Here is a 25,405-nt window from a genome sequence, read left to right on the forward strand (position 1 = left end):
CCCCGGAGGCCTGGTGACGTCAACTCGTTATCTCACGAGGATATACATGAATAGTTCAGTTCGTTATGGCATGGGGCGAAGGGGCCCTATTGCCTGCGCCGACAACGGCGAAAAATTTCTTATCCAATACGCAAGGAGACTGGTTGATGAGCAGTGAAGAGTGTCTGGTTTTTATCGGAGATGTGCACGCTCAATATGACCAGTTGCAAGAGCTGCTCAAGTCTGTTGATTTTGACCTCGATGATGCAGACTCCATGGCTTATTGCCCCTTCGTCACCCTGGTGTTTGTTGGGGATCTTATCGACAACAGTGCCCAGCCTGGCATTGATCATGGCAAGACGCTGGCGCTGGTCCATCAACTGCACCAGGCAGGGCGAGCCCAATGCATCATGGGGAATCACGAATTCAATGCTACCGGTTTCTGGATGCGACATCCGGTCACAGGGCTACCGCTGCGTGAGCACACCCAGGTGCATCGTGCGCAGCATCAAGGGTTCCTCGATGAGGTGGGTGAAGGGAGTGAGTGTCATCAACAGTGGGTTGAGTGGTTCATGACCCTGCCACTCTTTGTCGACTTTGGGCATGTGCGTTCAGTCCATGCCTGTTGGGATGATGATGCGATTGCCAGGTTGCGCCCCTATCTGAATGAACACAATGCCCTGCGCAAAGAGCATTGGGTCGATGCGTTCAACCCCGAGCATGAGCTGTATGCGCTGTGCGAGCTGCTGCTCAAGGGGCCAGAAACAGCGTTGCCTGAAGGGCTCTGTTTCTACGACCGAATGGGACATCCCCGGACCTCGGTGCGTCAGCGCTGGTGGCTGGAGCAGGCAACCACCTATCGAGAGTTGGCGCAGGTAAGTCGGGATATGCGTCGGTTGGTCCCTGATCTGCCCTTGCCGGCTCCATGGCAAGGTCCCGATTTGGACGTGCCTGTCGTCGTAGGACATTACGCATTGGAAGGGGTCCCTGGCCCACTGTCAAACCGGGTCATCTGCGTCGATTACAGTGGTGCCAGTGCTGAGCGACCACTTGTTAGCTACACCATCACGATTGATGAAGAGAACCCGGGGCCTCATTTCCCATCGGAAAGTCACTACTTCTCGCCTTGGTTATCGACCTACCTTGGCAGTGCCGGTGACGGTATGAATCGACAGATGTGGAAGTTGCTTGAAGAAGAGCCCGTTTGGCAACTGTCGTCGGCTCAGCATGGTGAGTTTGTGGCTCATGTGGACGAGATCCTGTGGCGTTGGTGGGATCCGGTCAATATCAACTGGCTCGATGAGTGCCGTAACGAGTATTACGGCTATGTGGATAACGTGACGACCGTTGCTCTGCTTGGGGATCTCGACACGCTGGCTGGATTTTTACTCTGCCTTGAAACCACCCATTTTGGCTCCAACCATGATAACACCCGTTGCGGACGGGTCGCCCGGCGGATTATGGATGCCTTACACGACTGTGGCGAAGCCAATGACCTGCACTAACAACACCCCCTCTCACAAAAAGCGTCGCCGGGGCACCGTCATAGTCGAACTGCCTGACGGTATTTTGCTGACACGGATGCGTCGCGACCATTACCTTCTGCCGGGGGGACAGGCTGAAAAGAACGAGCCGCGCATCATGACAGCAATCCGTGAACTCAAGGAAGAGACCGGCTTGATTGCAGAAGAGGTACGTTACCTCTTCGACTTCGAAAGCCACTATTATCGTCATAAGGTGTTTTATATTCGAGCCAGTGGTATCCCGGTACCAAGTCATGAAATTGATACGCTGGCTTATTATCAAGCGGATATGCCAGATTTGGCCGATAGCTCGAGAAAGATCATCGCGTGCTACTTGGCTCAGCATAAGAGCAGCATGGTTTAACCTGCGCACATAAGAGCAGCCTCTTGAAAAAGAGGCTGCTCTTGAATATGAAGTCACGCCAGTACCAGCTTATCTGCTTTATCTGCTTGTATAAGGTCCGTCATCTCTGATGGCTAATCGCTGTTCATCCCTCTGTGGGCATCCAGTACTCGCCAGTCAATATCTGTTTGTTGCTTACCATCCCACCAATAAAATCGGCTGCTTCTTCGTTTCTTTAAATGCTCAAACCATGGCAAAGTGATATGGTAGAAAGAGTGATAGTGCTCATTATCGGTATAATCCAGCTTGCCCAGTCTAATTATGTTTTCGACGTTTAACTTGGTTTTCTTGTGGATATATTTGCCGATGGTGACCAGGGGCGACTCTTTGCAAGAGAGCGTCAGCGTTGGAAATGTATAGCATGACGCTCCGGGCTCTTTGCTCAGCAGCCAGCCCCGCGAATCTTCGATAAGCAACGTGAGTTGATTGGTTTTCTTGATGTCTCCACGGTGCAGGAACTCGTGAAAATTACCATCATGGATCAACTCACCGCCAGTCTCTCCCTTGAACTGTACCGCAGGCTCAGAATAGAGATTGGTTAGTTCAAGCCAGGGCAAGTTAAAGCCACCGTAGTCTTTACCCGCTTGAAGTCCCCACTCGGATAATTGGCCATGGATCATGGCCGCATCATAGTCGTTCATGGCACCAAGCCGCAGTATACGACCATCATGATAACCCCAGAAGAAATCCGGATCCCAAAGTGCGGCTCGACCGCCAGGAAAGACGTCGGCTAGCCGGTCGAAGTGAACGAAGATATTCATGCATGAAATGGCAACTGCCATAGTATCTCTCCAATATGTTAGAGAATGATAAGGTCAATAAATTGATGTAAAGAATAAATAAACGGTACTTTTTAGGTGTGTTTTAAATGGCCGTGAAAATATGTCGGTGATAGTGTCTACTGGCTGTTATTATTTTTTCGAGATCGGGATTAACTGTGGACGGAGTGATTATCTCACTGCTTATTGAACCATTTCGCGATCCAGCTCACGCCTGAGCTTGGGTGAGCCGTGTGGTGATATGGTTATGTCGCATTTTCAGGCAGATATATTGGCTGCCAGCTAACTCAGGCAGCCTCATAAGGCGAGAGGTTAAACTCTTCAGCGTCATCTTGAATATAGGTCAACATGCCTTGATGTATCGTCAACCAGCGGCGCAGTAATTCGGTATCAGGTAACTCATCGCGCAGTATCCACTTATCTTCTTCATGATCCTTAATCAGTTGCATGGTGGAGGATAGTGGTGTTTCGCGCAAAATTCTGGCTAATGGTTCGGCAATAATGGCATGCAGCCGTATGGGGGCTCTGGCGTGAAATTGCCCATGGCCTGCTGCCAGATAAGCATCGATGTCAAAATCAGAGGCATCATCCAAGGTTTCACCGTGCAATAGCTGCGCACTGCTCATTCGATGCAGGGCAAAGAGCTTGTTCTGACGTGAGCCAGGAGAGCGGCCAATCAGATAGGTGACCTGCGCTTCCTGCAGCAGGCCAAGCGGCATGATATGGCGCTGGCGCGCCGCGTCATCTCCCAGCCCCTGATAATCAACTGCCAGAGGGATCGATTCGGCAACGGCGTGTTGAACGACGTCAAGAACGGCCAGGTCAATGGTCGGTGGCTGCAGCAGATAACAGGGGGGAATAATACGCACCTTGTTCATCAATGAGGCATGGCGATTAAAGCGCTTATCTTCTTCAAGCAGTGTTCTGGCCTGGGCAAATTGTGTTTCCAGCACCTTCAGCAGTGAGGCGGGAAGCAGGGGTTTCAGCTGTTGCTCCAGAAGGGAAAAGCTCAGCGCTTCGGCGGTCGTCATGGCCACAAATTGTTGCTGGCGAGAAGGGCGGAGCCAGAGGCAAGGGTTCTTGCCTGATGCATGAACCAGCCCGACTTCCTCAAGCTGACGCAGGTCCCGCTCGGTGGTGCGCTTGTCTACAAAAAAACCGTGTTGCTCCAGAGCCTGATTGGCGGATCGACTGGTCATGCCCTGTCCATGCTGCGGCAATAATTGTAATAAGTGCCATTGTCTGCGCAGGGGTTGGCGACTGTCGGCGCTTGGCATTTTCATTCCTTGTTATCTGCGATGGGCCCAGAGTGTCTTGCATAATTGAGCTCTCATTCAAGTAGTTTCTCCCCAAGTTGTGAACCGGCCAGATAATCCGTCTGCATTCCTGATGGCTGTTGTATCTCATTGATAATGCTACATGTGTTTTTATCCAGTACGAGCAATCCCCGAAGGCGCGACCTATAACGTCGTACCTGGATCGTATGATCGCTGCATCGATGTACTGAGGGAGATGTAGCGATATGCCCATGATCAACAAGTATTGGCAGAGCAATGAAGTGGATGCATTGGCATGCACTTATCTGAGCCGTTTGTTGCAAGAAGTCCCCGAACTGTTTGAACATCTGCAAGAGACAGAGCCACAAGATTTGCCGGAGTTTTATCTGGCCAAAGAAGACCTGACCAGCAAGGTAATGCTCAAGAAGGTACTCACCGTCCGGATGTCGCGACCGGTGACAGGGCCGTTTGCCAGTAATAGCCAGTCACTCTGTCGCCAGATGGGCGATACCAGCGGTATCGGCTTGGCGCTGCTGCAGTTTGTGACCATCTATACCCTGCACCAGGGACTGCAGGAGGCGCTCACTGAAGCCAGTTATCTCAGTGAGCACCGCACCCGCCTTTCGCTGCTGGCAGCCCTCACTGAGCAGCCGGTTGATGAGTTAAACCGGTTTTTGGTTAATCCCAACTGGATGGTCGATGTAGACATGCTCTGGCGTGAGCCTACGGCACTGTTGGGGCTCTCCATCCGCATGGATCTGGGGATGGCCGAACGCCTGTTTCATCATCCACTGCACCATCCGCTTGAGCTGGTGGCAAACTGCCTGGAGGCGATGCCGGGTGGTGACCTGACACTGGCTGATTATCAGCATATGTCGTTGGGAAATTTGGTTGAGCATGCTCGCCAGTTGCCACGAATGGCCCCAGTCGGCTGGAACACCCTATTGTGGGGGCGACCTGGGACCGGCAAGACCCAGTTTGCTTGCCTGCTGGCCAGAGAAGCAGGAATGACGCTCTATTCACTGCGCTGTGTAGAGCAAAGTCGCTATCGCCAGGGAGCAGAGAGCCGTAGCCGGTTGCGCGATCTGTTGTTAGCGCAGCGCCTGCTTAGTGGCTGCAACAACAATATGCTACTGGTTGATGAGGCCGATGACCTGCTTGGTCAGGGGGCCATGCCCAAGCAGCAGCGCCATCAGTTGCTGGAGAAAAACCCGGTTCCGGTGATCTGGACTACCAACGATATCACGCAAATCGAGACGGCCACTTTGCGGCGCTTTAACTGGCTGCAGCGGTTTGAACATCCTGACGCAGATGTCAGACTGCACATCTATGAGAACGCACTGCGTGGCTGCCGTATCCCCAAACAGCAGATACTGATCTGGGCCGGACAGCGCTGGATGTCCCCTGGGGATATCTGCCGAATGGCTGATGTGATTAAGGGGATGGGTCTCAAAGGTAACAAGGCGGTGATGGCCATTGAGCGCTGGATGTGGCAACGAGAGCAAGCGATCACCGCGGCGTCACACTCCCCGCATGAAGTGATGGAGATGGAGGGCTCCGACACGTACACCGTTTATATGAACACGCCTTATCGCATGGAGGGCGTGTTCAACCCCGGTCTGCTCAGCCTGCAGGGGCATGACAGCGTCATGAAGCAAGACATTGAGGTTGGTGAACTGCTGTCAACCCTCATACAGGCCAGAGAGGGACGGGTGCTGCTGCATGGCAAACCGGGGACGGGCAAAACAGCACTGGTTCATTATATCGGCGAGCAGATTGGCTGCAGTGTTGTGAAACGGCTGGGATCCGATCTGCTGCAAAAGTATGTCGGTGAATCGGAGAAGTTGATCGCCGCCGCCTTCACCGAGGCAACTGAACGTCGGGCCATTCTGTTTCTCGATGAGGTCGATAGTCTGCTCAGTGATCGCCGTGGACACTACCAGGGGTGGGAAACCAGCCAGGTCAACGAGCTATTACAGCAGATAGAGCAGTTTACCGGCATGTTGGTGATTGCCACCAACTTCATCGAACGGCTCGACAGTGCGGTGGCACGCCGCTTTGACTACCAAATTGAGTTACACCCGCTTGCTACCGATCAACTCATGACAGCACTGGAAGAGTTTATCGACTTTATTACGATGTTTGAGTTGTCACCGCGGTTGAGCGAGCTGGGTGATATCACCCTGGGGGATATTGCCGTCCTCAAGCGCCGTCAGCGTCTGCAGCGACGTGTTCTCAGCGCCGATGAGATCATCAACATACTCAGCAAGTTGGTCGCGGGTCGCGAGAAGGGTAATCCTCGCCCCATGGGATTTGTGAAATCCGCCCCGATTATGTTTAAAAAAACGGGCACCGACTAGGTGCCCACGCCTGGTGACTGAAACCGCTGGAATGCTACCGTTATCCGGCCATCTCCACCACCGGATAACAGGCATCTCCCCACAAGGTATCGGGATTGTCGAGCATCAGCTCGATGATAAGGGGGACCAGCTTGTTCAGCAGACCCGCGCAGTCACGCAATTGTTTGCGATTGATCGTGCTATTCCAGGTTGCACCGCCATGCATCAACTGATTGCGCAGGGTATAAAGACGACTGAAAACAACACCAAGCAGAACCGGGGTATTACCACTGGAGAGCGCCAGGCTGGCAGTTTTCTTGCCTTGCGCCAAGCGCTCTTTCCACTCGCTTTGTGTGATCTTGCCGCTGTGAAAATCCCAGAAGCTTTGCAAGACATAGGGCGTATCGAGCAGAACACGGATACTGCCTGAGAACTCCTGCCAAACCAGATTGTCGATCTGCTTGCGTTCGTCGAGTTCGCTCAGTTTTTCAAGAAAAGCCTTGAAGGTGGCCTGCTCGGACAAACGGCAGCGCTCGTCAATCTCGCTGGCATAAGCGGCGTTAAAGGCGATCCAGAGAAAAATAAAACGCCCATCTTCGTCTTCTGCCAACTCGGCACGCTGCAGCCAGCTCAGAGCACGATGCGCTCTGAGATTCAGGTTAACGGGATAGTTATCACGCAAGGTCCGGTGACGCTGCTTGAGTTGCTCGTAATTCAACAATGTTCTCCATGTTGGTAACGCCCCGGCGGAGCGGGGCTGTAAAGTGGAAAGCAAATAACCAACCAGGGGCGGCACTTACTTCTTAATGAAAAGCGGCAAAGTTTAAGCCGATGCTCCCATCATGCGTTTGACCCGACTTATCATCTGCTCAGTGAGGCTGGCAGGCCGGGTTTCCAGCGGTTGATGCTGGCAACTGGGGCTGGCGTCGAACCAGTGATGATTACGGATGAGCACGTCACTGGCCGACATCACCGTCTTGTGCCAGCCACAGTGGGGGACAGGTGTAGGCTTCAGGCGCCATCGGGACCGGCATGGTATCCTTGCCAATAGACTCTTCTATTGAGACCAAGGCTACCACGTTGCATGGCGGTGAACCGTTTCCAGCCTCACATTTTGGCTTTCCTGGTTACCCATGATCAGCAGTCACCACGAACTATACTGATCTTACGTGGCGCTGTTCCAGAGCCGTATTGGTGGCAAGCGTTATACTTATTTCAGGTTATTTGAGTAAGGAGCTTGCCATGGACAGCCAAGCGTTTTCCTCAATGCTGCGTTCTTTTGCCCAGCTCGACCCAATCCAACTAGAACGCGCCCAGGAACAACTTCGTCACCATCTGCAACGTGATCAACTCCATCAGGCATTAGCAAACCAGAGCGAGGCTGTCGCAGCATGCCCCTGTTGCAATTCCTCCCATGTCATTCATTGGGGACGTGCTCGTGGTCAGCAGCGGTTCCGTTGTAAGGCATGCGGCAAAACATTCAATCAATTGGATGGTTCTGCTTTGGCGGGGCTTCATCACAAGCACAAGTGGGCTGCCTATGCTGACTGCCTCAGTCGTGGGTTGTCGCTGCGAGCCGCTGCCAGAGAGTGCGCCATCAACCTGAAGACCGCATTTCGTTGGCGCCATCGCTTTCTGCGCTACGCACTGACCACTCGAGCCAAGCAATTGGCCGGGATCGTAGAGGCCGATGAGGTATTTGTAGCCGAATCATTTAAGGGACGACGTCATCTGGATCGTCCAGCAAGGCGCCGGGGCGCGAAGGGTAAAAAACGTGGGCATATACCCTTGGTCCCGCTCTTAATCGCGCTAGATCGATATGGTCGAGAAAGTGATGCTGTGTTGTTAGATAAAAGCCTGAGTCAAATCGAACCTTCCCTAAAACCACTCCTCACGGCGGGAACAATCCTGTGCACGGATGGCAATCTAAGTTACAGCACGATTGCACAGAACGCGCCGGGCGTGATCCATAAGCGGTTGATCGCCAGCGCTCATCATCGAGTAGAAGATGATGTTTTCCACATCCAGACCCTCAATAACTACGTGAGTCGTTGGCGGGAATGGATGGCCAAATTTCACGGAGTAGGAACAGACTACCTGGAAAACTACCTTGCTTGGTTTCGAGTGGTGAACCAGGAGCCGAATACATCCTGTTCATGGCTGCTTGGCGGAGTCACTCGGCTCACCTACACGTAAAGGGAACAGCGCCTCTTACGTACAGTTACTGAGGTGCGAGATCATGGCCAAAAGCAAAGTCCAATTCCAGAAAGGCTACAGCCTGTTTGAGTTTTTCAAGGACTATGGCACTGAAACGCAGTGCGAAAACGCGCTGCTCGCTTGGCGTTTTCCACACGGTTTCGTCTGTCCTGAGTGCGCCAACAAGACCTGTTGTCACCTGAAAAGTCGGCCACGCGTGCTGCAATGCAATCACTGTCGTCACCAGATGTCATTGACTGGGAACACTATTTTCGCAAACACCAAGCTCCCTCTGACCAAGTGGTTTCTGGCAATGCACCTGTTATTGCAGACCAAAACAGGCTTGTCAGCGATGGAGCTAAAGCGCCAGTTGGGCGTCAAATATGACACCGCCTGGATGCTCAAGCACAAGCTGCTGCAAGCCATGAAAGAGTCCGATGACAAGCAGCCCATCAGCGGCATCATTCAGCTCGATGATGTCTACTGGGGTGGCGAGCGCCGTGGTGGCAAACGGGGTCGGGGCGCGGCAGGCAAGACGCCATTTGTGGCAGCAGTGGCCCTGAATAAGGAAGGGCATCCAATCAAGATGCGGATGACGGTGGTCGATGGTTTCAAAACCAAGTCCATTGCGGATTGGGCAAAACGGCATGTTGCCAGTGGTAGCGCGGTGATATCCGATGGATTGGCCTGTTTCAAAGCGGTCAAAGAGGCCAATTGTGAGCACCTGGGTGTTGTCACCGGGGGCAACCTTGATTTGCTGGATCATCCGGCATTCAACTGGGTAAACACGATGATAGGGAATGTGAAGAACTCGCTGCGGGGCAGTTGCCATACGCTCGGAGCGAAGCATTTACCGAGACATCTTGCTGAATACTGCTTCCGGTTTAATCATCGTTTTGACCTCAAGAGCATGTTGGTTGAATTAGGGCATGCAGTCGTGGCAAGCCCTCCGATGCCATATCGACTCTTGAAGCTGGCTGAGGGTCATGGGTAATCAGGTTCTGTTATAGCATCGCTCTGACTTCAGAGTGACGAAAAACGCTTCAATATTGGCCAGACATCAGTTAATAAAAAGTAACGTAATCATAGAAGCCACTTGGTTCACTAACACTGATGTTCATAAGCGATGACCGTCTTATCCGAGTGATAACAACCATCATTATCCAGATGCCTTGGGGTGTTATGTAAGGGAGATGCTATGTAGATGCTAAATAATTTGATTTACTTCTCACCTATAAATTAAGTATTAAAACCCTCGAGGTTACCAGTCTGGTTGGCTATCGCAATGCCAATGCTATAGGTTTATATGGTGTGCAGTGATACCCATATTGATGTAAAAGCAATCAACAATCATGTAGCCGTCATTCCGCACCTAATATTTGCATTTTAAATGGTGATGATTCTCACACTGCCAGGATTGAATTGAGAAAACTCGTGACTTCACTCACTTTGCTACGTAAAGATGTTCTGTTGGGTAATGGTTTGCATCATTTCATGGGGGGCGAAAGAATGAATCTGAGCATTTTAGCTTTTGGTCACGCCTCCATTGCCAATACCTTGATGTTGTCATTTGCTGTGAACGTGTAGGCATCGTCTCCGAAAAAAAATCCCCAATCAGGTGCGGAATGTCGGATGTAGGCTTGGTGCTGCTATTAACTGTGATCAATCTTTCAATTCTTAGGGTTGCATTTCTTTGTAGATATGATTTTGCTTGCATTCTGTGAATCTATATGTACGATAACAAATTCTGTTGATTTGTTGGTCAATATTGGATTTGGCTTAACTTATAAGGCCATTCTTCCTTAGTGGTCATACATTAAAAGATATTTCTAGACCGTGGCATAACAATGCTAAAACGTATAGTTGGTATAAAAATTTGAATGATAAAATAGGTGCAGGATACTGAGTTGTTATCGAAATTTGAGAATCCTGCACTGGCTCACGCAGATGAACCACTTACTCGATTATTGCATCATCCTCAAGGCAGGGATGGCGTCTGGATTTGGACGTGATGCGGTCTGATCTGATTAAAACAACAACAAATCAATGAGTTGTTCGTAGAAATTATATAAGTTAGACAGCAGGCTATGGCCTTTAATGATGCTGGTTGTCGAGCGTCACATTCGAGGTGTTATGCAAGTAAACAAGAGTACCCGGCACTCAAAAATTACAGGGGATTTTGCAGAAAACCTAGTTCTGTACTGGCTTTCGAAATACGGGTTCGAATGTACCATTGTTGACCACACCGGAATCGACATCTTGGCTAAAAACCCGCATACCAACGAGCTAATGGGGATTTCAGTTAAATCCAGATCGCGTAATGCAGGTAAAGAAAATCATTACTTGAGTATCGATAACGAGCATTTTAACAAGGTGGATGTGGCTTGCCGGGCGTTCAACTGCGAGCCTTATTTGGCTCTGGTTGTCGATTGCAAGGATGACATCAAAGTGTTTATAACCTCAAAGGATCATCTGCTGTCGATTCATCCTAAACGCCAAGTCTGTGTGGGATGGAAGATGAGTGATGATTGGATCACAAAGTACCGGGAAGACCCGAAGATCATGATGATTGAATTTCAGTACAGAACACCCCGCTGGTGGTCACCCTCATCGTGATCGGAGTTGCATTTAAAACGGGCATTACGTTTTAGCTGCCTTTCGCTAAGCCCTGTTCGAAAATGCGACATGTGCAAATGTTCAGTATCGAATCCACCCTCTGTAATCCGTATTCTTGCCCTATCAACGATGATTACTACTTGCCGTGTCGCATAGCGCGCTCTGCAATATGTTCCGATGAGCGCGAACAAAAACTGACGCATCTATAGGCAGGTGGCTATGTCATATAGCCAAAAAGTGGTAATTGTATAGTCCGGTCATGTTCATATCGGTAAGCTGCTGGCGTTATTATCGATCGTGGCCTTTCAACTTTTTCATGATGACAAGCGCGGTGAACTAAAAGGTCAAAATAGCGGACTCTCCATGGCTATCAAGAAGAAAAATTTCTGCTTCTCCATGTTGGCCTGCGGCCACAGCTAATATGCATGGCCAACCGTAGCAAGAAGACGCATCAATTTGAAAATAATGAGAAAGTAAAACTAGATTGCCGGTGGATGCGTACCCGAAACTAGCCGGTTGGTTTTGAGGTACGCCTTAGCCGAGATCACAGAGGATGTTCCAACAGATGCATCATAACCATGAGTCATCAACAGCTATGTCGCAGGACAGGACTCAACCACATAATCCTAAGGGTATCGACAAGCAGGTGCTGTCGGTAAAAGGCTTGCTGGCACTGCCGAATTTGCAGATCCCCCATTACCAGCGTCCATATCGTTGGGGGGAGAAGCATATCGCCGATCTGTTTACCGATCTGGCCCAGCAACAGGACAAAAAGGCCTATCGGCTGGGCTCTTTGGTGTTTCATCAGCATCAGGATGAACAGACGCACCAATGCTGGCTGGATATTGTCGATGGCCAGCAGCGCACCCTGACCCTGCTGTTGACCGTCAAGGCGCTGCTTGAGCTGTTGGATGACCCGCAGCAAGCGGGCCGTTTCAACCGCCAAGATCTTAAGAAGGATTTAGCTAACCTGGCTGCCCCCGTGAATGCCTTTATGGCCCGGCAATCCTTTCCTAGCCTGGACTCGGCGCTGAATCTGCGTCGAAACTATCTGGCGCTGCGGCGATGGGTGGCTCGGCCTGAGTTCACGGAAACGCAGATCAACTTCTTGCTCAATCACTGTCAGGTGGTCTGCTTTGTGCTCAAGGATATCTCGGAGGCGTTCCAGTTCTTCGATTCGCAAAACGCCCGCGGGCGTGATCTGGCGCCGCACGATCTGCTCAAGGCCTACCATCTGCGCGAGTTCCCCGAGGCAGAGGGGCATCTTAAGGCCGAAGCGGTCGAGCATTGGGAGCGCCTGCCGAGCGATCAGTTGGCCGTGTTGTTTGCCGACTATCTCTTCAGGGTCAGGCAATGGGCCGAAGGGAAATCGGCGCGTTATTTCGGCAAGGGCGATGTGGATCTGTTTAAAGGGGTCAACCTCGACAAGGTGGGCCATTTCCCGTACGTCGAATCGCTGCGTATCGCCCATCACTTTGTGGATGACTATAACAGTCAGTATCAGCGCAAGATTGATGGCCAGCGGATGCGATTCCCGTTCCATCTCGACCAGATGATCATCAATGGCCGGCGCTTTTTCGAGATGGCCGAACACTACCAGAAGCAGGTGGCCAACATTGTCAAAGCGCAGATGCCGGAGGCCAGCACAGCTGACCACACCGTAGCGACGCAACCAGCCGAGCGCGGGACATTACAGTGGGCGCAGCTTTCGCCACAAGCACAGCACATTTTAAGCACACTCAACAGCTATGCCCGCCGCTATCGCACCGGCGATGGTTATGTACGCGCCATGTTTGACTGTGCCCTGATCTTCTATCTCGACAAGTTCGGTTGCGCGGGGCTGTCACAGGCCATCGAGAAGTGTTTTATCTGGGCCTATCGCTGTCGCATTCGCCAGCAGGTGGTTCAACTTGCCACCGTCGATAACTATGTGCTGGAGCACAACCTGATCCGCGCGATTCGTGATGCGCGCTTGCCGGCAGACCTGCATGCCTTCCCGTTGCCGAGCCTCAGCCCGTCAGAAAACAGGAATAATCGTGACGGCAGTGATGATGAGCTGGTCATGCTGTTTAAGGAGATGAAGTACTATGCCTAACGCTGTGCGTCCGTTTTCCATCCGGCAACTGCTGGGCGATCATGCCCGCTATCTGGTGCCGATGTACCAGCGTAATTACGCCTGGGGCGAGGGTGAGATCACCCAGTTGCTGCAAGATGTGCTGGATTATCAGACCAAGTCATCGCGACAGGGTGAGCCACAGACCTACTATATCGGTACGCTTGTGGTGCATAAGCGTGATGATGGTCGTTATGAGGTGATCGATGGCCAGCAACGCTTTACCACCCTCTCTCTGTTGGCCAATTGGCTAAAGCACCAAGCGAAAGATGCGGTGGATATGAGTTGGTATCAGGCTATCAACCTTGCTTTTGAAAGTCGCCCGATATCGAGTCACACCTTCGAGTGTTTATGGAAAGGTGATGCCCCCCACGATTTGCGTGGGAGTACCTTCAATGACGGTTTGGTGGACGGCTTTGAACTCATTGGCAAGGCATTGGCTGTTCTTGGTTTAATTGGGACCAGATTGACGGTTTTTTGCGACTACCTCTTCAAGCATGTGCAAATCTCCCGCATCGAGGTGCCAGAGGATACCGATCTCAACCACTTCTTCGAGGCGATGAACAATCGCGGCGAACAATTGGAGAAGCATGAGGTGATCAAGGCGCGGTTGATGGAGACGCTCAACCGGATGGCCGATCCGCTCTGCCGCCAGCAGAGCCTCGATGCCCTGACCCAGGTCTGGGATGCTTGCGCCAATATGGAGCGCTATGTGCAATACGGCTTTACCCCGGATCAGCGCCATCGTCTGTTTGGTCAAGATGATTGGGGGCGGTTTGTCCCGCGCGACTTTGCTCATCTGCTGGCCTTGCTGGGCGAGTCGATTCCATCGTCCGCCATTGATCCGTTGACGCGACGCGAACAGGCGCCAACCCTGGCTGCCATCTTGCAGGACGTGACGCTGGACGGCGAGCGCAGTCAAGTAGAGGAGAGTGCCGGCAGTGAACGCTTTAACAGCGTGATCAACTTCTCCAACTTCTTGCTGCATGTGCTGCGCGTGGTCAGGCGGGACCCGTTGCAGACCGAAGGCGTGCCGCTGGATGACAAACAGATGATCGAGCAGTTCGAGTTGCGCCTGCTCAAGCAGGACGATGCGGTGGCCAGGGTGCAGCACTTTGTTTTTGCGCTGCTCAAATGCAAATACCTGTTTGATCAGTTCATCATCAAACGCGAGTTTAGCCAGGGCAAAGATGGCTGGAGTCTGAAACGGTTGCATTGGTACTCCAAAGAGAGCGTCAGCTATATCAATACCTTTGATGACAACGAGGATGGCTTTGACGGCATCAACCGGCGACTGCTGATGCTGCTTGCGGCTTTCCATGTGTCGACGCCGACTCTGGTCTACAAGCATTGGCTCAATGGCGCGTTGCGTTATCTGTTTGATACCTGTCACAGTGACCAAGGGTTAGATGCGGGAGAGTATCTGCACTATCTGGAGAGCATGGCCCGCCGCTTTGTGTTCCAGCGTTTCCTGGCGCCGGGCGAAGGGGCCTCTTACTACCAGATGCTGTATGGACAGGTGTCAGCGCTGACAGCGTCTGCTGGGGATGAATGCTGGCGTCAGGCTATCAGCGAGAAGCTGCGATTCGGGGTCATCGAGAATAACTTTGTGTTCAATTATCTCGATTATCTGCTTTGGGTGGCAGGCGCCAACAAGGATGTGGTGACGCGCAATTTCGAGTTTACGTTCCGCAGCTCGGTCGAGCACTTTTCACCGCAGCACCCGATGGATGGATATCCAAAGATTGCGGATACGGCGCTACATGCTTTCGGCAATCTGTGCCTGATCAGTCACAGCAAAAATTCGCGGTTGAGTAATTTCCAACCCATGCAAAAACAGGAACATTTCGCGGTCAGTCTGGCGCGAAACGAGATCGATAGTCTGAAGCTCCATGCCATGCTGCAATTGATGCAGCAACGCCAGGCATGGGGAGAAGATGAGATCGATTTTCATCAGAAAGAGATGATGACGGTATTGGCCACCGAGGCTAGCAAGATGGAGAGCCAGAACGCATGAATACAGTTGGCCAGCTTGAGCTGGTCACACCGGCGTGTGTGATCAATCTGTTTGTGCAGCGATAGGGCTATCTAGGGAAGGTGCGAACAAGTGGGTCGCACCTTCATCATGAGTAACTTGCCCTCGTTTGAAATGCTCATTACTCCGAGCTTCGGATGTCTTTCCGCAAACATTGGGCTTTTAAGTGATATTTCGCCCCATTTTAGAGGCTTATTTCGATTTTTGGGCACAGCTATCCCATGCCCGTATCATCTGGTCCACTCGAAACAGGTTCGCCAGCGTAAACAACATTGCCAGTTGGTTGTCGTTTTTGCGTAGCCCCTTGAATCGAGCCTTTACAAAGCCAAACTGGCATTTGATGATCCGAAACGGGTGCTCCACCTTGGCGCGGATGCTGGATTTGAGCCTCTCAACGGCAATGACTGCCTTGTTTTTTCGAGGATGCTTCTTGAGCACCCCGAGCTTGCCAGGTCGCATCGCAATCGCCCACTCAACCTTCACATCGTTCAGTTCTTCACGTTTTTCCGCCCCCTGATATCCGGCGTCAGCAAGCCACTGGTTGACGGCCTCGAAGAACTGACGGGCCAGTTGGTGCTGCTCCAGCAGATGACGGAAATTCATGATGGTGGTGCGGTCAGGGATGGCCTGGTCCAGGGAGAGTTTGGCAAACAGACGCATTGAGGCTATCTCGTAGAGGGCGTCCTCCATGGCGCCGTCGCTGAGGTTGTACCACTGCTGCATGCAGTGAATGCGGAGCATGGTGTCGAGTGGGTAGGGACGACGCCCGTTACCGGCCTTGGGATTAACCGGTTCGATGACCCCCTGCATCATCGCCCATGGGAGCAGATCCTCCATGCGGGCCAAGAATATCTCTTTGCGGGTTTTACGGCGTTTGCCATTGAACTCGCTATCCGCGAAGGTGAGCAGGTGACTCATACTGAACCTCATCCCTGATACCAAGTGAGGGTCATGATCTCACACCAAGGACTTGTTCGCACCTTCCCTAAACTGGCTGGTTAACCGGACACAAGATGGCAGGGTAACGACAGCCCTGCCTCTTCAATCCGTCCGATCTGACAGATAGAAAGCGCCAGACAGCAGACCATAAACCAATCGCACTCGCTCATCCCTGCCCCGCAATGCGGCAAGCAATATCTCGCCGCTGGCCAGATCATCACTATGCCAGAAGCACCAGAGGGCTGCTTCTACCACATCCAGCCAGCTGGCATGGCCCAGCTGATTGCGTGATTTGCGCCGCCAGCAGCCCCGCACCACGGCGCCGCTATTCAGAGATGTGGCTGCCAGCGCCCGCTGCTCTATGACGCTTACCGTGAGCCCATCCAGCTTGGCCTGACGGCCGCCGCGCCCTCCCCGCAGTAACTTATCGAGCAGTAAAGCCAACAGGCGGAATGCATCCTGATCTTCAAAGCTGGCCCCCTCCCCCAGCAAATCGGCAGCCCCCGCCATCAGTTGCTCACGCCCCTGGTAGATGGGTTGTGAAGTGCGATCCAGCCGATGTTGCTCAATATGGAGAGCCAATGCCGTCACCACCGCCAGCTGTGCAGTATCACCCTCCTGGTGAAACGAGCCTTTGGCGAGGAAAGAGGTCAGCGCCGTGACTCGCTCGGCTGACAGCAGGCAACAGATCCCCCTGATCAGGGGCATGGCCGCCTGATCCGATAACAGTCTTGAGTTCATAGCGCCTCAGTGACGATCACGTTTGAAGTGAGTGGTTTTATGACCGACGGTAACAATCTCGCAGTCTTGCAGGACTAGATAATGACGGCGTAGACGCTGGCAAAACTGCGCAGACAACCTGCCGCCGGTTTGCAACATCGCCAACCCTCTCAGGTCGAGATAAACCAGCTCGCGCCCTTGGTGATAAGCAGAACGTCTGATGCTCAACAGCAGCTCCACCAGCTCGGGAGCAATACCACGCGGCTGCATCCGGCATGATGGCTGTATGCACTATCCAGCTTCCCGTTCATGAGATGCTCCTTTGGCGCTCATTTCGATGGACTCATTATATGTCGCCTGTATACTCATGCCGATACTGGTTACATACACATGTCGCATTTTGGAGCACATATGACCCCCAAAGAGCTCACTTGGGATCAGACCCTGCGTTTTCGTCTGCTAGAAATCGTGTTGCAGTGGGAAGGACGGCTGACCACCAATCACCTGATGACTGCCTTCAATATCGGCCGCCAACAAGCATCACGGGATATCAATCACTACCTGACCCACTATTCACCGGAAGGGTTGGTCTATGACCGAAGCCTGAAGGGATACAAACCCACCGAGCAATTTGTGCCGCGCTTTAGTGAGGGCAAAGTAGATGAGTACCTGATGCTGTTGCACCGTGAAAAACAGCATCAACGCCAACATGAAGCGGGGCTGTTGACCCTGCCGCTGATGGATCTGCGCTACGGCCATATCGAGATCCTGGATGTGCCCAACCGCCATATCGACCCCAAGATTGTCCGGGGTCTAGTACAAGCTGCGCGCGGTCAGCTGCGGGTCGATGTCGATTACGTGTCGCTCAGCTCAGCGGAGCAGAGTGGCCGCAACATTGTGCCCCACACCCTGGTCTATGACGGGATCCGCTGGCATGTGCGCGCCTACTGCGAGAAAAAGGGGGAATATCTGGACTTTGTGATGAGTCGTTTTCGTGGGGAGCCGGATCTGCTGGATGCCTCCCCTCATGGCCGAGAGCAGGATCTTGAGTGGAACACCCGGGTCACCGCCGTGGTCATCCCTAACCCGGGCCTCAGTGAAGGGCAACAAGCCATCATCGCCAGCGATTACGCCATGCCAGATGGCAAGCTGTTGATCAGTCAGCGCATCCCACTGATGCATTACGCGCTGGAGCGAATGCAGGTGAGCTATAACGGCGATCACCAGCAGCATCCGCTACTCTACCCGCTGGTGCTGGCAAACCGGGAGGAGCTCATCCAGCAAGGCTGCACCTTCAAGCTTAAGAGTGCGGATCTGCAAGTGATTCCGCATTAACCCTGACGCATACACTGGCTGCGAGACGATGAACCGACTGAAGAAAAGTTAGACTTCGTTTATGGGATGTTGAAGATGGCCAGATACGATCACCAGATGTAGTTCTGGCCCTTGCTCCCCACTTCAGTAAGTGGATAGTTTTTAAAGAAATCCAAAGGGGTAACTTGCCAGTTAAAGACCTGCGCCTAGGCTCAAAAACAGTATGATGGCGTCCATATACCATCGGCAGGCATGGAAGACCTGCCGGTGGCGAGGTAGCCCTGAGTCGGTTAGCTGCGAGGCTAGATGGTTACACGTCAGGATCCAATACCTCCCAACGTCCGCTCTTACGCGGCCCAACAAAACGTAATCGCCCGTCTTTGACCAGCACGGCAACAGCCCTCTCCACGGTACTAGTCGACTTGCCAATCCGCTCTGCAACTTGCTTGAGCGTTATGGTCGGCTCAGCCGCCAATTCCGCCAAGATGGCCTGCGGTGTTTTCACCCGTTTTTCTACCTGCGTTTCAACCTTCATTTCTACCCGCATTTTCTCCTGATGAGGTGATACTACTGCTGGTTGAATTGCAATCGCTTGGGCCAGCGCATCGCGCAGAGCTTCCAGTAAAAAGAGGATGAACTCGGTACAATCACTGCGACTATCAGCCTGACTTAGCTGCTGATAGTAGTGCTCCTGCCGAGCCTTGATCACCGTCTCCACTGGCAAGAAGGCCATTACAGGCTGCCAGCGACTCAAGATCACTGTCTGCCATAACCGCCCCATCCGACCATTTCCATCCGCAAAGGGGTGAATAAACTCCAACTCATAATGCAAGGCACAGGAAGCGATCAGCGGATGAGCCTCGGTCTCAGCCAGCCAAGTCAATAGCTGTCCCATCAGACGAGGGACCTGGTTCGCAGGGGGAGCCATATGCACCAACTGCTCGCCTCGATATATACCTACGCCACCGCTACGCCAGTGACCCGCATCATCGCAGAGTCCACGCATCAGGAGTCCGTGAGCACCGAGTAGATCATCAGCGGAAGTAGGATCCCAATCAGGCATTGCTTCATAGGCCGCAAACGCATTACGGACCTCTTGGATTTCCCGTGGAAGCCCAAGCACCGTCTTCCCCTCAATCACTGCCGTCACCTGCTCGACACTCAGGGTATTGTGCTCTATAGCCAAGGAGGCTTGGATAGTGCGGATCCGGTTCTCTCGACGCAGCATCGGCACCTGAGAGCTCTGAGTAAACCGCCACTGCCCCACCAACTCGGCGATCTCCGCCACTCGACTCAACATGGCGTGGGTCAGGGTGAAGGGAGGGGAATAGGCTGCCATGGGTTACTCCAACTGATGCGATAACAAATGAGGGTTAGCTTAACAGATCCGGGAGCAGAAACTCCCGGATCAGATGCCATGTAAAACTGCAGTAGGAATTGATTTAATCGATGGGCGAAGCTCACGTTGAATCTCGAGTAGTGTCTCATGGCTAATGTCTACCCGAGGGGTATCACACTGTTTGCAGCGATCACCCACTTTCAAATATCGTTTCATGTTTCTGCTTTCCTGCTAAATAAATCACCAATGTGGGCCGGGCTCAATCTCTGTCTTGACCCAGGTCTATGACGGGATCCGCTGGCATGTGCGCGCCTACTGCGAGAAGAAGGGGGAATATCTGGACTTTGTGATGAGCCGATTTCGTGGGGAGCCGGATCTGCTGGATGCCTCCCCTCATGGCCGAGAGCAGGATCTTGAGTGGAACACCCGGGTCACCGCCGTGGTCATCCCTAACCCGGGCCTCAGTGAAGGGCAACAAGCCATCATCGCCAGCGATTACGCCATGCCAAATGGCAAGCTGTTGATCAGTCAGCGCATCCCACTGATGCATTACGCGCTGGAGCGAATGCAGGTGAGCTATAACGGCGATCACCAGCAGCATCCGCTACTCTACCCGCTGGTGCTGGCAAACCGGGAGGAGCTCATCCAGCAAGGCTGCACCTTCAAGCTTAAGAGTGCGGATCTGCAAGTGATGCCGCATTAACCCTGACGCCGAGAGGCACGATCGGCCAAGAGAGATGGAAATAATAAAGGCTCCCAACATGCAGGGAGCCTTGACACAATATGAATCCGATTCGAAATGATAGGGTCTGGCGAACAACATGAAAAACCATCACGACCAGGTATATTTGATGGAATTTGAAGCACCCTGTTTGCAAAACTCATCGGGCAACCGCTTGCCGACATACATGGCTTTGATAACCTCAGAGGCCTCTTTGTAGAGGTCATGTGGCCTGTGCCAGGCGTTGTTTCGGCGTGTAGCCACCCAGCGCCATATTGGGCCGCTCATGGTTATAAACCCACAGCCAGTTCGTGGCAAACTCTTGTAACTCATTCAGTGACTCAAACAGGTAATGGCCCAACGCACCGTGCGGTTAAACCGCTCCATGCAGGCATTCTGCTGCGGGTTTCCCGGGTGGATATATTTAGCTCTATCCCCCCCTGCCACGCCCAGTCCCGAGTGCCAGGTCACTGAGATGCTGCCGGCCGAGGGGATGTGTTATCACGACAAAGAGGAGCCTTGGCTCCCCTTTGTCGTCGTACACCATCACGTATCACGTTCACATTAGTGCATGCCAAACAGTCCCGGCAGGAACAGGCTGAGCGACGGCACATAGGTGACCGCGATCAGCGAAGCCAGCAGCACCAGGAAGAACGGCAGCATGGGACGGATCAGTGACTGGATTTTCACCCCCGACACCGAGCAACCGACAAACAGGGCGCTGCCCACTGGCGGCGTGCACAGCCCGATACAGAGGTTGAACACCATCATGATGCCAAAGTGCACCGGGTCCATCCCAAGGTCAGTGACGATCGGCAGGAAGATCGGCGTGAAGATCAGCACCGCCGGGGTCATGTCCATAAAGATACCGACCACCAGCAGGATCACGTTGATGATAAGCAGAATGACAATCGGGTTATCCGATACCGCCATCAGCCCTTCGCTGATGGTGTAGGGAATATCAGCGTTGGTCATGGCCCACGACATCCCGACCGAGATACCGATCAGCAGCAGCACGATGGCGGTGGTGATCACCGAGTCGAGCAGGATGCGCGGAAGATCGGCCAGCTTCACCTGGCGATACACCAGCACCGAGAGGATAAAGGTGTAGACCACGGCGATGGCCGAGGCTTCGGTCGCGGTAAACACGCCACCGAGGATACCGCCCATCACCACCACCACCAGCATCAGGCTGGGCAGCGCATCCCAGAAGGAGGTGAGCACCACGCGCAAGGTCGGCCGCTCGGCCACCGGATAACCACGGCGCTTGGCGATAATGCCGCCCACGACCATGACCGACAGCCCCATCAGGATACCCGGCACATAGCCGGCCATAAACAGGGTGGCCACCGAAATGCCGCCCGCAGTGAGGGCATAGATGATCAGCACATTAGAGGGCGGGATCAGCAGCCCCGAGATGCAGGAGGTGACATTGATGGCCGCAGAGTAAGCCGGATCGTAACCCGCCTTTTTCTGCATCGGTGCCATGGTGCCACCGACCGCCACCGCAGCCGCCACCGCCGAGCCGGAGATGGAGCCAAACATCATGTTGGCCATCACGTTGACATGACCGAGCGATCCCGGCATCCGCCCGACCAGCACCTGGGAGAAGTTAATCAGGCGCTGGGCAATACCGCCCGAGTTCATCAAGGAGCCTGCCAAAAAGAAAAACGGAATAGCGAGCAGGGAGAAGCTATCCAGGCCGGTGGCCATCTTCTGGCCAATCACGGCGAGAATGGTTTCGAGCGGCAACATCATGACACCGGCAGCCAGGGTAGCCAGGCCGATAGAGAACGAGATCGGCACGCCGGCAAACACCAGCACAAAGAACGAGCCGAACATCACCAGAGCAATAGTCCAATCCATATTAACGACCCTCCTCGGCAATAACGGCCGCGCTGTGGCTGCGAGTGAGCAACTGCTCACTGATGGTCTGCAGCACAAACAGCACGCTGTAGTAACAGATAATCAGACCGCTGAGCGGCAAGACCACATAGACATAGGCCATCGGCATCTGCATCGCCGGTGACAGCTGACCGGTCGAGTAGACCTTGGTCACCAGCGTCAGTCCGCCCCACACCATGGCGCTGGCCGAAAAGAGCAGCACGCAACCGTCAACGAACAGCAGATTGATCACCCGCCGTGTTCCTTTGAGATTGGCGGTAAACAGATCGATAGAGAGATGGCGACGCTGACCGACGGCATAGGCGGCGCCAAACAGGCCGACCCAGATCATGCTGAAACGGGCGATCTCGTCGGTCATGGTACTGGGCTTTTGCAGCACGTAGCGGCTAAACACCTGCCACACCACGCAGACCACCAGCAGCGCCATGACTGTGATGGTAAAACCGGCCAGCAGGCGGTCGATGGGTTTCTTAAATGTCTCGATATTCATGATCTCTTCCTTGTACAACAAAGGGCGGCCTTGGCCGCCCTTCTCTGCTTATCCATTACAGGGTGATGTTGGCGCCCGCCTCCTCCACCTTGGTGATCCAGGGGCCCTTGACCGGATCATGCTTGAACTCGTCATACAGCGGCTTGAGTGCCTGGCGGAACGGCTCCTTATCCACATTGATAAAGGTTGCACCCTGCTGCTCGGCCTGCTTTCTGGTCTCGCTCACCAGCGTGTTCCACATGGTCTCTTGCTCCTGCTCGGAACTCTTCACCACCTTGGTCAGCGCATCACGCTGCTCCTGGGAGAGCTTGTTCCAGCTCTTGTCGGAAATGACCAGATAGTCGGGCATGGAAGTGTGCTGGTTTTCGGTGAAGAACTTGGTCACCTCTACATGACGGGTCTGCACGAAGGAGGGCTCGTTGTTCTCGGCGCCATCAATCACCCCCTGCTGCAGGGCGGTGTAAACCTCACCAAACGGAATCGACACCGGCGAGGCACCGAGCAGCTCGATGAACTTGATGGTGGTCGGGGTGGTGATCACGCGGATCTTCATCCCTTTCATGTCAGCCGGCGAGGTGATGGCCTTCTTGGCGTAGAAGCTGCGGGTTCCCCCCACATAGGCACCAATCGGGAAGAAGCCCTTGGACTTGGTCTCTTCCATCATCTGGTTGCCAATCTCACCGTGGATAACAGCCTTGAAGTGCTCATCGTTTTTGAACAGGTAAGGCAGGCTGAAAATGGAGTAAGCCGGGGTAAAGGCTTCCAGCTCGTTGGCCATGGCCTTGGTCATGTCGAGGGCACCGTTTTGCAGCAGCTCCAGCGTCTCACGCGGGCCACCCATCTGGCCGCCCGGATAGATGCGGATCTTCATCTTGCCACCGGTAGCATCGCTCAGATCCTTGGCCATCTTGACCCAGGTCTGGTGTACCACGTGGCTGGTGTCCAGATTGTGGGCCAGCTTGAGCGTGACGCTCTCCATGGCCTGAGCGGCAAAACCGGTCAGGGTGAGCGGCAGGGCAAACAGAACGCTGGCGGCAATCTTCTTCATATTCATGGATGTTCCCTCAACATGTTTATTTGGTTGCTCGACAATTCACTGGTCATCGATTGGTGGCCAGCTTATAGCTACTCGACCACGCGAAATGTGAAAAAAATCACAAGCAACAAACATAAGGAAACATTGTTTTAATTTTTTCGATCCGCATCACCAAATTAAATTAATATATCCAGCGATCATTCAACCACTACGCCAAATCCTCTCCTGTCGATGAGGGACGGTGCGAACCAGTCCCTATCTCACTCACTGGCCGGTGTCGCCGTTTCCCTTTAACTCCCTGCCGGATTGTTGCCCAGCGTTGCCTCACTCACCGCGGTATTGGGATGTGAATCGAAGGAAGATGCGGACCAAACGTGCCAGATTAGCCAGGCGCAAAGGGGCGCAGCCGCAGGAAGAACACCGGCAACACCACCAGCACCATCAGGAAGAAGATGCCGCCGCCGAGGGGCTCGAACAGCACGCCACAAACCGCCATCAGGGCCGCCACCGTCATGCCAAGGCCAAGGGCCGCATAGAGCGCCTGGGTCGGGATCAACTGCTCGGCGGGCAGCTGGCGAGTCATAAAACGCACCGCCCCCAGATGACTCATACCGAACGTCACCGAGTGGAGCAACTGCCCCAGTACCAGCACCCACAGCTCGGTCGAGGCACCCAGCAATACCCAGCGCACCACACAACCGATGGCACCGGCGATAAAGAGACTCTGGGCGCCAAAGCGCTGCAAGAAACGCTTGTCGGCGGCGAACATGCAGATCTCCGCCACCACCCCGAGCGCCCAGAGATAGCCGATGATGGTGCCGCTATACCCTTGCGCCTTCCAGTAGATGGCGCTGAAACCGTAATAGGCGGCGTGGCTCCCCTGAAGCAGGGCGGTCAGCAGCAGGAAACGGCGCACTGGAGCGCTGCGCAGGGTCGCCAGCAAGGACGCCTTGGCGCGCTCGCCCTGACTATCTTGCGGTGCAGGATAGAGCGGCAGCCAGCTGAGTAGCAGCATCAGCACCAGCCCCGCCACCATGGTGTGCAAAATCCACTCGCTACCGAAGTTGCCCACCAACGCCCCCACCAGCGTCGAGGCGACGATAAAGGCAAAGGAACCGCACAGCCGCACCTTGCCGTAATCGAGGTGGGCCTGCACCACCATGCGGGTCGCCAGCGCCTCTCCCACCGGCATCAGGGTCGGATAGATAAAGTTCGCCAGCAGGGTCAAGCCCACCAGCCACCAGAGGTGATGACTGAGATAGAAGCCGAGAAAGGCCAGCAGACTGAGCAGGGAGAGCAATCGGGTAATCGGCAGCAGATGACCCGCTCCCTTGATCTGTCCCATCACCATCAGGTTGCCGGCAAAGCGGATCGCCATCCCCGCCCCCAGCAGCAGACCAATCATCTCGGCGCTGACGCCCACCCCCTCCAGCCAGAGCGACCAGAACGGCAAGTAAGCGCCGTAGACAAAATAGAAGGCGCCGAAAAAGAGCGCTAACCAGGAAAACGCGGGCATAGATCCTCTGTAACCGGATGACGGGAGCAGAATGATAACCCATCAGCCCCCACAGATCCCGATGGAAACCCTGTGCAAAAAACGAAAAAACTTCAATAAAATTGAACTATTAGCGAAGGAGCCGAGTCTACTTGGTAACACCTCCTCCTGGTTAGTGTTGCAATC

20 protein-coding genes and 1 pseudogene are annotated in these 25,405 nt (G+C 53.6%); 10 read left to right on the plus strand and 11 right to left on the minus strand.

The features are described 5' to 3' along the window. Window positions 1–65 precede the first annotated feature (65 nt). Both NMD14_15220 and NMD14_15225 read left to right on the plus strand, forming a co-directional pair. Window positions 66–1,484, plus strand: coding sequence for a hypothetical protein (locus tag NMD14_15220; protein XEI32095.1), 1,419 nt, complete (start codon window positions 66–68; stop codon window positions 1,482–1,484). Next, window positions 1,471–1,866 (plus strand): NUDIX domain-containing protein, encoded by a 396-nt coding sequence (locus tag NMD14_15225; GenBank protein ID XEI32096.1) that lies wholly within the window; start codon window positions 1,471–1,473, stop codon window positions 1,864–1,866. Before NMD14_15220 ends, NMD14_15225 begins: the two co-directional genes overlap by 14 nt. A gap of 113 nt (window positions 1,867–1,979) precedes the next feature. Here the strand turns inward: NMD14_15225 and NMD14_15230 are convergent, their stop codons facing one another. After that, window positions 1,980–2,687: a hypothetical protein gene (locus tag NMD14_15230; GenBank protein XEI32097.1), complete on the minus strand. Its 708-nt coding sequence runs from the start codon at window positions 2,685–2,687 to the stop codon at window positions 1,980–1,982. A gap of 284 nt (window positions 2,688–2,971) precedes the next feature. Continuing rightward, the gene (locus NMD14_15235) at window positions 2,972–3,961 is read right to left on the minus strand and encodes a WYL domain-containing protein (GenBank protein XEI32098.1); all 990 of its coding nucleotides are present in this window, start codon (window positions 3,959–3,961) and stop codon (window positions 2,972–2,974) included. A gap of 251 nt (window positions 3,962–4,212) precedes the next feature. On the opposite strand from NMD14_15235, the gene NMD14_15240 reads away from it, so the two are divergent. After that, complete coding sequence (locus NMD14_15240; protein XEI32099.1) at window positions 4,213–6,321, plus strand: AAA family ATPase; 2,109 nt, start codon at window positions 4,213–4,215, stop codon at window positions 6,319–6,321. A 40-nt stretch (window positions 6,322–6,361) separates the two neighbouring features. On the opposite strand, the gene NMD14_15245 is transcribed toward NMD14_15240, so the two are convergent. Next, complete coding sequence (locus tag NMD14_15245) at window positions 6,362–7,018, minus strand: HEPN domain-containing protein (GenBank protein XEI32100.1); 657 nt, start codon at window positions 7,016–7,018, stop codon at window positions 6,362–6,364. A gap of 524 nt (window positions 7,019–7,542) precedes the next feature. Between NMD14_15245 and NMD14_15250 the strand changes: the two genes are divergently transcribed. The 5 genes from NMD14_15250 to NMD14_15270 all read left to right on the plus strand — a co-directional run bounded on the left by NMD14_15250 (window position 7,543) and on the right by NMD14_15270 (window position 15,242). After that, window positions 7,543–8,496, plus strand: coding sequence for an IS1595 family transposase (locus NMD14_15250; protein ID XEI32101.1), 954 nt, complete (start codon window positions 7,543–7,545; stop codon window positions 8,494–8,496). A 43-nt stretch (window positions 8,497–8,539) separates the two neighbouring features. Next, window positions 8,540–9,490, plus strand: coding sequence for an IS1595 family transposase (locus NMD14_15255; protein XEI32102.1), 951 nt, complete (start codon window positions 8,540–8,542; stop codon window positions 9,488–9,490). Between the two features lie 1,103 nt (window positions 9,491–10,593). Further along, window positions 10,594–11,112 carry a hypothetical protein gene (locus NMD14_15260; GenBank protein ID XEI32103.1) on the plus strand — a complete coding sequence of 173 codons (519 nt, stop codon included), beginning with the start codon at window positions 10,594–10,596 and terminating at the stop codon, window positions 11,110–11,112. Window positions 11,113–11,707: 595 nt separating this feature from the next. Next, complete coding sequence (locus tag NMD14_15265) at window positions 11,708–13,207, plus strand: DUF262 domain-containing protein (protein ID XEI32104.1); 1,500 nt, start codon at window positions 11,708–11,710, stop codon at window positions 13,205–13,207. Next, the gene (locus tag NMD14_15270; GenBank protein ID XEI32105.1) at window positions 13,200–15,242 is read left to right on the plus strand and encodes a DUF262 domain-containing HNH endonuclease family protein; all 2,043 of its coding nucleotides are present in this window, start codon (window positions 13,200–13,202) and stop codon (window positions 15,240–15,242) included. The genes NMD14_15265 and NMD14_15270 overlap by 8 nt, the downstream gene beginning before the upstream one ends. 210 nt (window positions 15,243–15,452) lie before the next feature. Here the strand turns inward: NMD14_15270 and NMD14_15275 are convergent, their stop codons facing one another. Together NMD14_15275 and NMD14_15280 are read right to left on the minus strand one after the other, a co-directional pair. Continuing rightward, window positions 15,453–16,178 (minus strand): transposase, encoded by a 726-nt coding sequence (locus tag NMD14_15275; protein ID XEI32106.1) that lies wholly within the window; start codon window positions 16,176–16,178, stop codon window positions 15,453–15,455. A gap of 123 nt (window positions 16,179–16,301) precedes the next feature. Beyond that, on the minus strand, window positions 16,302–16,940 hold the full coding sequence (locus NMD14_15280; protein ID XEI32107.1) for an ADP-ribosylglycohydrolase: 639 nt from the start codon (window positions 16,938–16,940) through the stop codon (window positions 16,302–16,304). 390 nt (window positions 16,941–17,330) lie between these two features. Here NMD14_15280 and NMD14_15285 point away from each other — a divergent pair, with 390 nt between their 5' ends. Beyond that, window positions 17,331–18,254 carry a WYL domain-containing protein gene (locus tag NMD14_15285; protein ID XEI32108.1) on the plus strand — a complete coding sequence of 308 codons (924 nt, stop codon included), beginning with the start codon at window positions 17,331–17,333 and terminating at the stop codon, window positions 18,252–18,254. 289 nt (window positions 18,255–18,543) lie between these two features. Here NMD14_15285 and NMD14_15290 read toward each other — a convergent pair whose 3' ends face one another. After that, a complete protein-coding gene (locus tag NMD14_15290) occupies window positions 18,544–19,572 on the minus strand; it encodes a Fic family protein (GenBank protein XEI32109.1) in 1,029 nt (342 codons plus the stop codon). Window positions 19,573–19,843: 271 nt separating this feature from the next. Between NMD14_15290 and NMD14_15295 the strand changes: the two genes are divergently transcribed. Further along, entirely contained in the window at window positions 19,844–20,275 is a 432-nt protein-coding gene (locus tag NMD14_15295) for a hypothetical protein (protein ID XEI32110.1), read from the plus strand. Between the two features lie 241 nt (window positions 20,276–20,516). Here NMD14_15295 and NMD14_15300 read toward each other — a convergent pair. From NMD14_15300 to NMD14_15320, 5 genes and pseudogenes are all read right to left on the minus strand, one after another. After that, window positions 20,517–20,751 (minus strand): annotated as a pseudogene (locus tag NMD14_15300) (transposase). 106 nt (window positions 20,752–20,857) lie between these two features. Next, window positions 20,858–22,159 (minus strand): TRAP transporter large permease, encoded by a 1,302-nt coding sequence (locus NMD14_15305; GenBank protein ID XEI32111.1) that lies wholly within the window; start codon window positions 22,157–22,159, stop codon window positions 20,858–20,860. 1 nt (window position 22,160) lies between these two features. After that, a complete protein-coding gene (locus NMD14_15310) occupies window positions 22,161–22,688 on the minus strand; it encodes a TRAP transporter small permease (GenBank protein XEI32112.1) in 528 nt (175 codons plus the stop codon). Between the two features lie 55 nt (window positions 22,689–22,743). Continuing rightward, window positions 22,744–23,742, minus strand: a complete 999-nt coding sequence (locus NMD14_15315) for a TRAP transporter substrate-binding protein (protein XEI32113.1) — start codon at window positions 23,740–23,742, stop codon at window positions 22,744–22,746. 364 nt (window positions 23,743–24,106) lie between these two features. Next, window positions 24,107–25,240, minus strand: a complete 1,134-nt coding sequence (locus tag NMD14_15320) for a 3-phenylpropionate MFS transporter (GenBank protein XEI32114.1) — start codon at window positions 25,238–25,240, stop codon at window positions 24,107–24,109. Window positions 25,241–25,405 lie beyond the last annotated feature (165 nt).

It is taken from the genome of Aeromonas veronii (assembly GCA_041319085.1).
In the GTDB taxonomy this organism is placed as follows: domain Bacteria; phylum Pseudomonadota; class Gammaproteobacteria; order Enterobacterales; family Aeromonadaceae; genus Aeromonas; species Aeromonas veronii_F.